The 13,850-nt window shown below is 43.5% G+C and carries 13 protein-coding genes; 2 read left to right on the top strand and 11 right to left on the bottom strand.

The window, feature by feature from the left end; all coding sequences use genetic code 11:
* Positions 1-12: 12 nt before the first annotated feature.
* Together fdxA and ACR63T_RS01680 are read left to right on the top strand one after the other, a co-directional pair.
* A complete protein-coding gene (gene fdxA, locus ACR63T_RS01685; protein ID WP_305899473.1) occupies positions 13-336 on the top strand; it encodes a ferredoxin FdxA in 324 nt (107 codons plus the stop codon).
* Positions 337-689: 353 nt separating this feature from the next.
* Complete coding sequence (locus ACR63T_RS01680) at positions 690-1,223, top strand: REP-associated tyrosine transposase (protein ID WP_472784570.1); 534 nt, start codon at positions 690-692, stop codon at positions 1,221-1,223.
* Between the two features lie 48 nt (positions 1,224-1,271).
* Here ACR63T_RS01680 and ACR63T_RS01675 read toward each other — a convergent pair whose 3' ends face one another.
* From ACR63T_RS01675 to ACR63T_RS01625, 11 genes are all read right to left on the bottom strand, one after another.
* Positions 1,272-2,759 (bottom strand): fused MFS/spermidine synthase, encoded by a 1,488-nt coding sequence (locus ACR63T_RS01675; RefSeq protein WP_472784569.1) that lies wholly within the window; start codon positions 2,757-2,759, stop codon positions 1,272-1,274.
* Between the two features lie 348 nt (positions 2,760-3,107).
* Positions 3,108-3,812, bottom strand: a complete 705-nt coding sequence (tfpZ, locus tag ACR63T_RS01670; protein ID WP_472784568.1) for a TfpX/TfpZ family type IV pilin accessory protein — start codon at positions 3,810-3,812, stop codon at positions 3,108-3,110.
* A 59-nt stretch (positions 3,813-3,871) separates the two neighbouring features.
* Positions 3,872-4,315: a pilin gene (locus tag ACR63T_RS01665; RefSeq protein WP_472784567.1), complete on the bottom strand. Its 444-nt coding sequence runs from the start codon at positions 4,313-4,315 to the stop codon at positions 3,872-3,874.
* Between the two features lie 100 nt (positions 4,316-4,415).
* Positions 4,416-4,883 (bottom strand): pilin, encoded by a 468-nt coding sequence (locus ACR63T_RS01660; protein ID WP_472784566.1) that lies wholly within the window; start codon positions 4,881-4,883, stop codon positions 4,416-4,418.
* A 427-nt stretch (positions 4,884-5,310) separates the two neighbouring features.
* Positions 5,311-5,754 (bottom strand): type IV pilin protein, encoded by a 444-nt coding sequence (locus tag ACR63T_RS01655; protein WP_472784565.1) that lies wholly within the window; start codon positions 5,752-5,754, stop codon positions 5,311-5,313.
* A complete protein-coding gene (locus tag ACR63T_RS01650) occupies positions 5,754-6,353 on the bottom strand; it encodes a type IV pilin protein (protein ID WP_472784564.1) in 600 nt (199 codons plus the stop codon). The genes ACR63T_RS01655 and ACR63T_RS01650 overlap by 1 nt, the downstream gene beginning before the upstream one ends.
* 43 nt (positions 6,354-6,396) lie before the next feature.
* Complete coding sequence (locus ACR63T_RS01645) at positions 6,397-10,236, bottom strand: PilC/PilY family type IV pilus protein (protein WP_472784563.1); 3,840 nt, start codon at positions 10,234-10,236, stop codon at positions 6,397-6,399.
* 95 nt (positions 10,237-10,331) lie between these two features.
* On the bottom strand, positions 10,332-11,174 hold the full coding sequence (locus ACR63T_RS01640) for a pilus assembly protein PilX (RefSeq protein ID WP_472784562.1): 843 nt from the start codon (positions 11,172-11,174) through the stop codon (positions 10,332-10,334).
* Between the two features lie 12 nt (positions 11,175-11,186).
* Positions 11,187-12,161 (bottom strand): PilW family protein, encoded by a 975-nt coding sequence (locus ACR63T_RS01635; protein ID WP_472784561.1) that lies wholly within the window; start codon positions 12,159-12,161, stop codon positions 11,187-11,189.
* Positions 12,137-12,775: a type IV pilus modification protein PilV gene (gene pilV, locus ACR63T_RS01630; RefSeq protein WP_472784560.1), complete on the bottom strand. Its 639-nt coding sequence runs from the start codon at positions 12,773-12,775 to the stop codon at positions 12,137-12,139. Before pilV ends, ACR63T_RS01635 begins: the two co-directional genes overlap by 25 nt.
* A gap of 114 nt (positions 12,776-12,889) precedes the next feature.
* Complete coding sequence (locus tag ACR63T_RS01625) at positions 12,890-13,798, bottom strand: pilus assembly FimT family protein (RefSeq protein WP_472784559.1); 909 nt, start codon at positions 13,796-13,798, stop codon at positions 12,890-12,892.
* Between the last annotated feature and the right edge of the window lie 52 nt (positions 13,799-13,850).

Here is a 13,850-nt window from a genome sequence, read left to right as displayed (position 1 = left end):
GTAGCTATCACTATGACCTTTGTCGTTGCAGATAATTGTATTCTTTGTAAGCACACTGACTGTGTGGAAGTTTGTCCTGTGGATTGCTTTTATGAAGGCCCAAACTTCTTAGTCATCGATCCTGACGAGTGTATCGACTGCGCCCTATGCGAGCCTGAATGTCCCGCAAATGCTATCTTCTCAGAAGATGAAGTACCAAAGGGTCAAGAGATCTTCATTGAGCTAAACGCTGAGCTGGCGCAAACATGGCCGAACATCACTGAGCTAAAACCGCCTATGCCAGATGCCGAAAAGTGGGATGGTGTCGAAGGCAAAATTCAGTATTTAGAGAAGTAATGGCTTAAGTCATCGTTATTATTTTTGTTGTGAATAGGCTATCGCTTTTGCTATGGCCTTTTTTGTTGAGTTACCATTAAATGTGAATTTTTCGTAGGGTGGGTTAGCCCAAGCGTAACCCGCCAAAGTATAAGAATATTAATCGTTCGTCTAGAGCGTGTTGCATAATAGGTTTGCCAAAGTATAACTTGCCAGACGTTACTTGAGACAAAACCTATAGACATAGCTATATTAACAAGACTCATTTTTCGTAGGGTGTGGTTAGTTTTTTCAAATAAGAGCTGTAGATATAGCTAAGTTTTAATCATAATGATATTGTTTTACTTTCGTCATTAACTTTTTATATATAACTTATGAAAAACTATCGTAGAAACAGACAAGGTGGTGCAACTTACTTTTTTACGTTTTGTTTGAATGATAGACGCAGCTCTCTTTTAACTAATTACATTGAAGAATTAAGACAAGCTTATAGTAAAACACAGTTAAAAATGCCGTTTGTCACTGAAGCTGTAGTTATACTCCCCGAACATATTCATGCGCTATGGACAATGCCTCACAACGACGATGATTATCCTGCCCGTATCAGGCTGTTTAAAAGTCATTTTAGTCGTCAGCTACCTCAATCAGTAAAACAAACAAGCAATATCAGTCGTATCAATCGTAAAGAAACGGGCGTTTGGCAAAGGCGATATTGGGAGCATACGATACGTGACGAGTTAGATTTTAATAATCATATGGATTATATCCATTTTAACCCTGTAAAACACAAGCTGGTAAGCCGCACCGTAGATTGGGAATATTCTAGCTTTTTACGTGAGGTTAAAAAAGGAAGATATGCTAGAGATTGGGCTACAGAAGCATTTGATAATGTCGACATTGGAGAATAGCGAATTTTTATATATTAGCAAAGGCGGGTTACGCTTCGCTAACCCATCCTACAAACTCTCAATAGACCGATAATAATATCTATCTAGCCTTGGCAGATCATCAGTATGCACGGGTTGATCTTCGTTAAAGAACTTTACTTGAGATAACTTTTGGCTATCAGGACAGGCAAAATTACAGAGCATAATATTCTGCAAATTATTGCTGTCATTTCTGGTAATGATGTAGGCTGAGTCGCCAAATACTTCGTGCCAATTTTTTAGTATCGTCTGCGTATAACCATGATCTTTGAGCGTCTTACCGATCATATTGGCCATGATGTATTTACTATTTTGTTGAAACTGTCTGAGCGCTTGTAGGGTGTATAAGTTACCTGCCACATAGCGCCCTTGAAAAGCATCAATCAGCATAAAGTCATAGCGAGCTTGCGCGTTGCGAGTCAAATAACCACGCGCATCATCCCCTATAAATTCGATATTTGATGCTATCGGAGCTTTTAGAAAGTGTGCTTCGATGATATCAGGTAAGTCTTTATCGATATCGACTACAGTGAGTGCCATTTTAGGATTATGATGCGCCACCTCACTCGGCGTACCCATCCCTGCCCCGCCCAAAAATATCAAAGACTGTGGCGCTGTTTGCTCGATAGCCGCTACGGTAATCTCGCCATACCAATGACAGTTTTGCTTGGTGAGGTATATCCAGCAGCTACTGGTAGACTGCCCAGGCTTATCCGTGATGGTCACCGCCAGCTTATCCTCATAGATGATTTGCTTGATAAACCAAGCGCCCGTCGCGGTCTGATAGCCTGTATCGACTTTACTTAAAAATATAAAGCCGCCCGTTATGATAATAGCGGAGACCGCGAGTAGATAGTTTTGCTTCGGGGTCAGCTGGGTGAGGTAATCGTCTGGGTATAGCTGCACCGCCAGCTTAGTACATAGGTAAGCACTACTCGACAAAGCGACGATAAATAAGGCTAAGCTGCTCATCAGACCGATATAAGGCAATAGTAAAATCGGCGTCAGTGTCGAGCCAAGCACACTGCCTACTGTGGTGATTGCCACCATTGTTCCAGCGTTCTTGCCTGCGTCAACGCCAGTGCTATTTGGATATTTCAAGGTCAAAAATTGCGTAATCAGCGGAATAGCGGTCGATCCAAACGCTAACCCTACTCCAAATAATAAGCCCACACCCATAGCGGCAATGATAGGACTGCTAGTACTCATAGTCATAGCAGCCAGTAATGGCAGTTGGATAACGCAGGCGATAGCATGGGAGATGGCGGACAGGGATAGTACGTGCCCTGCTTTGAGTAGTGCTTGCCGTGGAGTGGTAATATCATTGGATAGCCGACCACCATACCAGTAGCCAACCGCGATGGCGATTAGTACCATCGCTAATATAACGCCCGTGATAGCGATGGATGAGCCAATATAAGTGGCCGATATGCGAATCGCATAGATCTCAATACCGAGACCTGCAAAGCCCTCAAGTAGCGCGATGGCGAGACATATTCCTAAGACTTTTCGTTGCATAACAACACTCGCTAGCATGACAATAATTATCTGCTGAGTTTACACTATTGAAGAATGGGTAGGCAGTTGCGAGGTAATTATTTATAAGTAGAAAGGTTAAATCGGATATTTCGTAGGGTGCTTTTTAGTTTTGTATGGTGGGTTAGACTTGTCAAGTTCTCGTAGAGAATGCAGTCAAGGCGTAACCTGCCATTGGATATTTGAATGAATAAAGGCGGGTTACGCTTCGCTAACCCACCCTACATAACTTACAAAAAATATTAAGATAATGAGCTTAGTTTGATCGTAGGCTGGCGCTTTTAGCCCAGCGTTTTTGAATATAATATTTGGTACGAAATAATTATAAAATTAAGGTCGTAAATCAACAATATCTACCACTTCATTATTTTTAGCATTGATTAGTACTATCATATCTTGTTTATAAGCAATCAAGGGTAACCATGCTGTAGCAGAGGGATATTTATTAATAACACTATCAACGTCAGATTTATCGTTATTTTGATATAACTGATTTAAACGCTCAGCTTTGTTGTTAATTCTTGACCATTGATTGTCTAGCGGCTCGTATAGATTGGGCTGCATAGTAGGCGCAACACCAGTTTCTAACTCTGCAAACAAGCGCTCGCTCCTTTGCTCATCATTATCTGTTTCCTGTACTGCTACGAATTTTGGCTTACCCCAGCTCAAAGTACTATAAGGCACAGATGCTAATTCTAAACTTTCTACAGGGATATTATTAGCTTGTACCACTTCAAAGCGAATTGTATCAAAGGCAATATAAACGGGTCGGCTAATAGCGATATTATAGATACCATAGACGAATGCAGCGAGCTGTAAAACTACAATAACACCTAAATCAAACTTTAAGGATTTTTTACCTTGTTTGGCGATTATCAAAGTTAACAATGGCCCTAACACCACATCTATCGCCAGCATCATGATAAATATATGAGTGACGCCAACGGCTTTGGCTAGAGGTGCAGGATGCCAGATATTAAAGACGATAAATAAGCTGATAGCAGCAATTATCAGCGAAATTATTAGGTGGGTCAAAAAAGCTCGTAAGCGAAAACTTAAATTTATCATCAAAAAAACTCTCATGCTTTACTTATCTATTGGCAGCTGGTCGGTAAATAGTCGATAGCGCTGCCACCACATTGCCAGCCAGTTACTTGCGTACTATTAGTCAAGTTTACAATCGGAGTCAGCGTTGCGGTTTTACCTGCTACTACTCCGCTATCGAATGGCACACTGATCATACCAGTGCTTGCTGCAATAGTAATCTGTCTATCACTTATATACTTGCCTTCTATAGCAGCAGCTTGGCTACCCAAATAACCCGTTGATGCTACAGCAGCGGCACTAGGAAAAGCTTTATACTCCCATACCCAAAGGGCAATATCTGAGCGTAGCCCTGAGGTTACAGAGATCGCCTCTGTTGCCTGAGCGCGTCCCGTATAGCTCATATAATTAGGTATGGCTATCGCTGCTAAAATACCGATAATCGCGATGACGATCATCAGCTCAATCAGCGTAAAGCCTGCTAAGCGTTTCATAATAGACCTTTTATAATCAAAAAAAATCTTCTAAAAAAACCCTAGCCGTAGCTAAGGTTTTGATCATATCGTTTAATATTTTAGAACTTTTAACTAACTATTACTGGCAGCTAGTTGGTAGTCTGGAATCTTCTAGAGCGGTTGATGTAGTTACTGCACCAGTAACTACTGCACCATCGCAAGTCCAACCTTTTATTTGACCTGGAGCACCAGCTGCTGGGGTTAAAGTCATACCTTTACCAGCATTTGCACCCCTAGAGAATGCTACTCCAATAATAGTTGGACCATCCGGTGTACCACCTGTACCACCCGTGATAACTACATCTTTCGCAGCAATATACTTTCCTTCTAGTAATTCAACACCCGCTACAGTCGTTGGCCAAGCATTTTTATCAGCATAAGCAACACCAATGTCAGATTGTAGACCAGATGTTATCTTGAAACCTTCCGATGCTTGAGCACGGGCAGTATAATCTTGATAAGCAGGTAGAGCAATCGCCGCCAAGATACCGATAATAGCGATAACGATCATGAGTTCGATTAGGGTAAAACCTTTTTGAGCGTTCATAAGCTTGTCCTTTAAGATAATGTGACGGCTATTTATTAAGCCTGCCAACTATAAATATAATGTGTGTTGAATAACATCAACGCTAGTAGAGGGTGATGATCAAACCTACTAACGGTTTTATTATTCCTCTTATTATAATTGTTGCAGGTAGCGTGCCAACTTTTTAGAACAATGCCCCTTTGATACTTTTATTCTCGCCTTCTATCAGTAAAACTATAAATATCACTATCTGAACCGTCATTTGAATGTATTAAAATAAAGAATATCTCTACTTTACAAGTATATTTTGGCTTAAAAGCTTCTAAATTACTGATGATCTAGCAAATATTGTCACATACAGCTCAACTGTTAGCTTTACGTTACAAAAATTGTCACCCTATAATAATATTTACTTATCCAAATATTGTCACTCTACTATTTTATAACCCTACTTATTCCATTCATCATTTGAGCCACATTTTTTAATAGTAGTGCTGATATTGCGGCATTTGATACCTTGATAGTTCAGTGTTAATGTACCGTCACTCGCCATGCGTCCAGCTTTGGGTGTAGCAGTGATAAGCCATTTATCAGTCAAGTCAGTGCCTGTCACCCCAGCTTCATTACCAATACTGACAGTGTATAGTGCTGTGCCTTGACGTGGATAGTCGCCTGTCAGTCCTGTCTTTAAAGCATTGCTATATTTGCCTTGTGCTAACTTTTCGCTTTGCAGATTTGAGGCGACATTTTGTAGTTCCGTCATCATATCAGCGCGCTTGGACTTGACGATGTAGCGCTCATAGCTGGGATAAGCAATAGCTGCGAGTACGCCAATGATAGCGACGACAATCATCAGCTCAATGAGCGTAAAGCCTTTATTATTGATCGACATTACCATTCCTTTTGACCTGTGCCACAATTGATAGTGTCTATTTTGGCGATATCGATAGTGACAATATTTTGACAGCGTGCTCCACTGCTAGTCAAGACGATATTATTTGCACCTTGAGTAATACCAGTACTATTAGGCTCTGCCAGCATCTTCCAAGTCCTGCCTGTGGTTAGATCGATACCTGTAGATGTCGGTACTAGTGAGCTGCCCGTACTCTCACCATCGACGAGCGTTATCTTATAGCGATAATTACTGTCAGTACTACCATTAGGGAAATAAATGGTCGTGTTGTTCGCATCATAAGCATTCTCAGTCGTCGTTACACCATCGGCCGTGGTTAGCTTTTGCGGTGTAAAGCCTTTGTAACTCAAAGCACGAGCACGCCACTGCTCTAACTGAACTTGCAACTGCAGCATTTTGGCTTGCACATCGCGTTCGTTATTAGTGATGACATAGCGCCGATAGCTAGGTATCGCGATAGCTGCTAATATCGCGATGATAGCGATAACGATCATCAGCTCAATTAGGGTAAAGCCACGGGCGCGGCTAGGCGCTGATAAGGTGCTGCTGGAGAGCGGCGACGTCATTGGCTTTTTCACAAGCAGCATCCTTTTATGGTTGATCGGTCAGTAGTAGCGCTTATCACTGCTGACGCTCGTACCAAGCTTTTGGCTGCAAAGTATAGCGCTCATTAAAGATATACTCCACTGCGCTACCATCGCCGCCAGCTACAGTCGCGCCACTAGTCCCTTTGATATTACTATCGACTTTGGTGCCCGAGCTATCGGTCACCTTACCGCCTGCATTATAGTTATTACGATTGTCCGCTAGAATACGCTCAGTGATAGTCGTGGTACCGATGAGTACTTTTAGGTTGGTATTGTCTTTATTAAAGGCACCAAGCGTTAGCTCTTGTATGCCCTGTCCTGCTGGCATAAATCCACCTGTGCCTGTAGTAGAGGCGCTATCCATACAGATACCATAAGGCAAGCAGTACACTTGACGCTCTGAGCCGCCGCGGATTTTGGCAGTACAACTATTGACTGAGCCATATTGCTTATCAGGATTATAGACGGTGGTATAGAGTAAGTTATCGATGACGACGCTATCGCCAACGCCCTTGTTGTAGCGGACATTATTATAGCCATCAAAACGAGTCAGCGGATAGTACCAGCCCTTTTTGGCAGCGACACTAGCCGTCGTTGAGGTCGCTGCAGTACCTAATAGTAATGCCTTAGCTTGTTTTTTCTTATCTTCGGTCGGTGTATTTCCAAGGGTCGCCGCTAGATTGACTAAGCTACTCTCATTGATATTAGCCATCCCAAGACTGGTATCAGCAGCCGTAAACAGATCACTTCTACCAACATCGGTATCGATAATACCGTAGACCCGATTGGCAACATCATTGCTACTACGCAAAGTCGATAATGGCGAGCTACGATTGCCTGAGATCACATTGACTAGCGCAAATATACTGCCATTGTTGGTGCTGCCCTCGCTACGATAAAAGCTGACCACAGGACGCTCGTAAAAGCGATAGGCGAATTTTTTATTAGTCAGAACCGTTGGTGCGGTATCAAGGATGCGAGTAACGCGCTTGTTAGAGAAATTATCTACCTCTGTAAAGCCAAACTTCTCAGGACGGGCATTCTCAAAATCCGCACGGAATACTTGCCCGCCAAGATCTGCCGCATATAAGTGATCCATCAGTCCATCGTTGTCACGATCGAGTATGGTAATCTCACCGGTTATACTATGAATCATAGCGCTGTTGTTGCTGGCAGTGAGCGATGTTATCAATGCTCCTGTATCAGCGTTAATGATATAGATCGCATTTCCTTTAGCAGGGGTAGTAGAGCTAGCGACATACTCATCGTCTTCGTAGGCCATATCATAACCGCCACCAAATATAAGCACATCGATCGGCTCTGCGTCTTTGGTCTGACGAATCCTAGCTGCTGTGGGTTTGCTCCATATCTGACCTAAACGCTCAAAGTCCGTTGAAGCCTGTCCATTGAGACCCTCAGGCATAATAGTAAACAGAACTTTAGGCTCAGTGCTTTTGGTGATATCCATGCCATAAAAGGCTTCTCCGCCCATGCGCAGACCACCATAAGCAAACATGCCTTTACCGGTACTGTCATCGATAGTGACTTTACCGCTTGTAGATTCTGTAGGTAAGTCATATTTATAATCAGTGGTCACAAGCCACGGGGCATCAACGCCAAAGTAAGGCTGACCGACATTGGCTTTTGTAGAATTAGGAACGAGCGCCTCGGCTTGATTGATCATCATAGCTCTTGGGATAATAGCGACCATCTCCTTGCCATCATCAGCATCTGCTAGATGCAGGGCACCATCCATTGAGCCAAATAGTACATAGTCATCACGTTTACTTAGATCATCGGTGACGCGTCCATTTTCATCCAAAGTCGCACTGTAAGAGATAGCAGTAGGCTTGGAGTGAATGACGCCACCTAATACACGCGTGGCTTTGGTTGGCGGAGCAAGAGTCATCGTATTAGTAAGGTTTAGAGAATCAATTTGCAAAGTTCCATCTATATTGAGCAAGCTCTGCACGATACCTAGCTTGATCGTATTCTCAAAGCCCAAAAAGCTAAGTAAGCGACTCTTATTTAACTGAGTATAAGTCGCTGTGTCTTTTAGCTCATCAAATCCTATCGGCTTGCCACCGACCACACTTAGCTTACGTAATACAGGCGTCTTATCGTTAGTGTCTTTAAAGTCTTCGACATAGACAGTACGTACGCTATCGATATTGGCAGCGTTCGGTGCTTTTAGTTGCGCATAGAAGCCACCCGCTTCAATATCATTATTGACGGTTGCCCCCTTTACCTTATAATCACCAGACTGCCATAAGTCTTGAGTAATGTTACTCAGATCACCTGCGACATTGTTATATAGTTTATTGTTGTTTTTACCAAACAAAGTCCCTTGATTAAGCGCATACTTTTTGAGGTTGCCTTTCCATATACTAGAAGCAGAGGCGATATCTGGGTCTAACATGGGTAGATAAGCATAAGCGAGCTGACTTGAAGAAGCTTGATAAGGATCATCAGGGACAGTAATCGTTCCTGATGGCGCAGTATTAATAACGTAGGTCAGACTGGCTGCAAACTCAAGGAGGCTTTTTTGGATGGTATCATCACCTTCGCCACCATCTTTGACATAATAAAAGCCACCATCCCCATATATTTTGGCTTGCTTGGTTGGGTCAAGCTTTTCATCATCACCCCAACGCTGCCCTAATCGGCATAAATTCAGCGCATTTTGATCGTTCGTGGTATTAGCGCTGCCCTCGCAGTCCACAACCTCTAATGGCTCACCATCTACTGTAATTGTACGCTTAGCTGATATACCAGCGAACTCAGTGCCAAAACCTACAGTCGCCGTTTTTATGATCTTGCCACTTGGGTTTGCTGAATTGCGTAGCTGTTTAGAGTATTCACCTGTACAGGCCCATCCAGTACTGGCATCACCTGACAGACCGCTACAAGTATTATTGAGTTTTAAAGTACTGCCTGCTAGTGATTTATCCATCACTGCTCTTGCTATTTCATTTGAAGTTGCCTGCGGTTTACCATCCGTTAACAGATAGATACCGTTACCACTACACTGATTCGCTGTACTTCCGATCGGCGACTGGTAAGACAAACGGTCACTCTTCTTAGCGCTACTTACTGATTCTGCAAAACCACTAAAACGCTTAGGGCCGCTTACACTTCCATTTGAGAGACTGTCATTATCATAACTGGTATTAGTGCCCATAAAGTATGCACCAGCTTCTGCTAGTGCTTGTGGGGTGGGTGTATTCCAACCCTCTGTTTCGTTCAGTTTTACGATCTTGGTAATCATAGCGATACGCTTAGCAGGGGTCAGTCTTTCAACAGGTTCTACAATCTTAGCTCTAATACCAGAATCCGATGTACTGGTACTTCTCTCACTCAGATACCCGTATAAGCCAAGACCTATCTCGTAATCATTAGATAGAGAGGCTTTATCAGCTACAATAGTAGCACTGCTACCACGTTTGATCTCATCAGCAAACAGCTCTATAAGCGCGGTTTGTAAGCGAGATATTCGGTCTAAGCGTAGAGTGCTGCTGCTATAAGTAACACAACCTTTGGGTTTGTACTCTATCGCTGTTTTAGTGTTATCAGCGTTAGTGACGTAAGCGGTAAGCATTTTACTAGTTTGATAACCATAACTGTATCTACAGTTTGAATTGTAGTCTTCTGCGATACTACGCACAAACATACTACCTGACATATCTAGCATCATCATCACTTTAGCGCCATCAGAGGATGCGGACTGATATATCTCAAGATCACCGATTTGTTTATTATTAGTTGCACTATTGACAGAAACGCTAGTCATGGATAATGCCATTAGCACCGCTGTAGTCAAAGTCGTAGTGCGCCACGAGCGTCTATTAGACTGTCTATTACTTATCTGTTTCATGGTCTTATTCCTTTGCTATCAGTACGATTAGCGAGCTGTTTTATTCTACAGTTGGCTTACTGTGATTCTACCTGTATGTTGTTTTAGTCTGCTGACTAATTGGTAATTAGGCTACACAGAGCCTCAGTACCCTTACTACCTTTACCAAAACTGACACAATTAGTTCCCTTTGATAAATTCTCGACACTAGCTTGCTCATACAACACAGTACTAGGTACACCAGCGTTAGCCATGCAACCTGCGATAGTATTCTTTTTATTAGCGACATTGTCATACTTACTGGTCTGCTCAAAGCAATCTTTGGCCGCATCTGTTGCGCCTGCATAGGCGGGTAGTATAGCGGTGCTGTTAATCTCGAACATAAACGCTTGACTCGATATCTCGCCAGAATCTTGACCTAGCGTATAGCCACTAAGGGCTTCGTTAGCCGCATTGGGCGGTGCCAATCCTATATTGACCTGCGTCATGCTGGCGTTACGATTACTAGCATAGTCTGCTTCGGTTGCAGGATTGCAGTAACCGTTATTATTGCCTAATACATTGCCGCCAGTAGAGGTTTTTATAGTACTTTTATTCACATCAAAAAAGACACCGCGCGGACGAAAGCAGAATACATACTCATCATCAGTACTATTTGATCCTAAAATAAAATGTCCAAAGGGTCCAATACGTGACAACATATCTTTATAAATGGTGCTATCGCTACTACCATTAATGCTCTGCTCTATGCTCTCATTGGCATTATCAGCGGACTGCAACAGCAAGGTATTGATCTGATCACTGGTCGCCAAACGCAGATCAGTGGTGCTTTGTCTAACCGCAATCACCCCTGCAAATATAATCAATACCAAAAATAGTAAGACCACAATGAGCACCGCGCCTTGTTGAGTGTGTGCTGAGCGCGACTTTGGGTACGAATACGACTGATGATTGGGCATAGTATTCTCCAGTTATGGTGCAGCAAGCTTGGGCTGAGTGGCGACTACAGCCATCATTCTTGCATTACGCAACAATACCGTTGACTCGTAGCTGCGTCGATAGTACTTGGTGCGCGTCGTATCTGTTTTTAAGGTTTGGGCGATCCCAAATATCTGAAAGCTATCATTATCCGTCGAAGTAATCAGCGGTGTCGTACTACGCACAACAACCCCAAACTTTACCGTAGTGATCGGTGGCTTATCAGTCAATGTCAAATAAGTCGTAGGCGATATATAAGTGGACTGAGTCACATCGGTCTGGACGCCGAGTAGTACCTGAAACTGATCTATCGCTGGTACGATGACCTCGCCATTGCCTGTGAATGCTGTTGTCACTGTACCATCATCGGCTACTCGACCCGCTGCGCAAGCGAGTACTAAGTCTTTGGTAGTTGCACTAGCATCAGCACCTGTCGCTAAACGAACAAAATAACGCTCTACTACCCACTCGGTAGCGTCTACGACTTTGCCGCCTTCACAGTCGAATATATCATTAGGCGTCACGTTCTTGTATTGAATAGTCAGCTGATCACTGGCGGTATTGGTATTAGATAAGCTATCCGCGCCTGCACTGAGCGTTAGCAGCTTGGCATCAGTCGTATTACCAGTCCCTAAGTTAGTCGGCGTCAATACGATACCGCCATGACTAGTAGTACTAGTAATCTCGGTAATAGGGTTACCTAAATTAGCTAAGCGAAAGTGTTCTTCCAAGCTCTGTAATGCAAATATGCTACTGTCTTGTACTTCTGAGGCGCTTTGCTGTATTGTGAGAGTACGAGTATTGATAATGTAGACTTGAATAACAGCAGCTGATATCAGCAATCCTAAGACTAAGGAAATCATCAACTCAATCAGGGTAAAACCTGCTTGATACGGACGATAACCTTTATTATGAGTGGCTGTATTATAGCAAGTACGCCTCATCAGTAAGCCTCCGATATCAAACATTGGCTGCCCTCTTTATAGACACCGTTAGCATCTGCACAAGCGGCGACGTCGGTAGCATCTAACATGGCCTTTGTATCATTCCATGCGGTGACAATACACATTTGGCTTTGGATAGCTTGAGTGGTCGTGCCTGGGCAGGTGACTACTGCCAACTTTATATCTTCAGCGCTTGCCTGCGCTTTAACAATTAAAGCATCACGAGTTGCCAGCTGATTACTATTACAAGCTTTGTTAGGTACTTGCTTACTATCAACAGTGGTGACGCCATCAGATAAACAGCCACTGCGAGTAATAACCGAGTTATCAACAGTGATATTGTCTGTAGCACTACTACTAACGATAGCTTGTATGATAGGTACAGCCCCTGTTTTTGTGGATAATTCAGTAGTAAAACTCGTACCACTGCCCGTCACATAAGCATTAGGATAAGTGCGCATTACCTCAGCCAAATTACGTACAATGGTTAATGACTTAGTACGGACTAAGCTCTCATCAGTAGCGCTAACGGCACGAACCTGCAGCGCACTAAAGCCCAATACTGCAACAGACAGCAGTAAAACGGCTACTAGTACTTCTACTAGTCCTACACCTGTCTGATTACTCTTAGTCATCATTCACTGCTCCCTATCGCAGTAGCCTTAATCTTGTTATTAGTCAAATTATCAAAATAGCTTTTACTCTATAACTATCACTCAATGTGAGATTTTGTCAGCGTCTCTAATAATTGGCTAACTTGCCGTACATGAGCCGCCTACTTTTTTACTTATGATACCTACTGAACTTACCGTAACTTGCATCGCTTTGGCTGAAGTATTGGCATCACAAATAGTATAAACCATCGCTGCATCAACGTTTCTATTAGGTCTAAAAACAGTTGCTTTACTTGCTGCTTGAATAGTAATTTTTGCACTGTAGTCATAAACTTTGACAACACCATAACTTACCGTCGGTGCTGAGATAGACCCTGTTCCACCTGTGTCTGCTCCACCTGTGTCTGCTCCACCTGTGTCTGCTCCGCCTGTGTCTGCTCCACCTGTGTCTGCTCCGCCTGTGTCTGCTCCGCCTGTGTCTGCTCCGCCTGACCCTGTCGAACCTGTGCCTGTACCTGTACCTGTACCTGTACCTGTACCTGTTCCTGTGCCCGTTCCCGTTCCCGTTCCCGTTCCTGTTCCCGTTCCTGTGCCCGTTCCCGTTCCCGTTCCTGTTCCCGTTCCTGTGCCTGTGCCTGTGCCTGTGCCTGTTCCCGTTCCCGTTCCCGTTCCTGTGCCTGTCGAACCCGAACCCGAACCCGTTGGTGGTGGAGCAAAATATAGTGCTGGACCTGCGTAAGCCGTCAGATTAGGCGCCTCAACTTCGATACTGATAATACCTACAGCATCGCTATTATTACTATAGCTGACCATGACTGACTTTCTTAGAATAACGCTCTCAGACTTAGCTTCAGCGAGAGCATCACTCAGGGTCGCAGCCGTTGACTTTACTCGAGCATTTGCTAGCTGAGTACCGATGCTGGGCGCCGCAAGGCTAACAATAATCCCTAGGACTGCTACTGTGACCATCAACTCTATTAGAGTAAACCCAGCGCTTGACAGCTGGTTCTCATTTGATGGCGCTTCTGTATGTTTAATTAGTTTCACATCATTGTCCTATTCAATATTGAGATTATGTCAGCTAAAACGACTTATACCT

Source organism: Psychrobacter sp. M17(2026) (genome assembly GCF_055699815.1).
The sequence above is the reverse complement of the archived record's forward strand: the minus strand, read 5'-3'. Positions and strand labels throughout refer to the sequence as shown.

Excerpts from the sequence above, each read along its gene's own strand:
- ACR63T_RS01645 (WP_472784563.1), bottom strand. The coding sequence starts at position 10,236 with ATGAAACAGATAAGTAATAGACAGTCTAATAGACGCTCGTGGCGCACT.
- ACR63T_RS01665 (WP_472784567.1), bottom strand. The coding sequence starts at position 4,315 with ATGAAACGCTTAGCAGGCTTTACGCTGATTGAGCTGATGATCGTCATC.
- ACR63T_RS01680 (WP_472784570.1), top strand. The coding sequence starts at position 690 with ATGAAAAACTATCGTAGAAACAGACAAGGTGGTGCAACTTACTTTTTT.
- ACR63T_RS01655 (WP_472784565.1), bottom strand. The coding sequence starts at position 5,754 with ATGTCGATCAATAATAAAGGCTTTACGCTCATTGAGCTGATGATTGTC.
- ACR63T_RS01660 (WP_472784566.1), bottom strand. The coding sequence starts at position 4,883 with ATGAACGCTCAAAAAGGTTTTACCCTAATCGAACTCATGATCGTTATC.
- ACR63T_RS01675 (WP_472784569.1), bottom strand. The coding sequence starts at position 2,759 with ATGCAACGAAAAGTCTTAGGAATATGTCTCGCCATCGCGCTACTTGAG.
- ACR63T_RS01635 (WP_472784561.1), bottom strand. The coding sequence starts at position 12,161 with ATGTTTGATATCGGAGGCTTACTGATGAGGCGTACTTGCTATAATACA.
- pilV (WP_472784560.1), bottom strand. The coding sequence starts at position 12,775 with ATGATGACTAAGAGTAATCAGACAGGTGTAGGACTAGTAGAAGTACTA.
- ACR63T_RS01640 (WP_472784562.1), bottom strand. The coding sequence starts at position 11,174 with ATGCCCAATCATCAGTCGTATTCGTACCCAAAGTCGCGCTCAGCACAC.
- fdxA (WP_305899473.1), top strand. The coding sequence starts at position 13 with ATGACCTTTGTCGTTGCAGATAATTGTATTCTTTGTAAGCACACTGAC.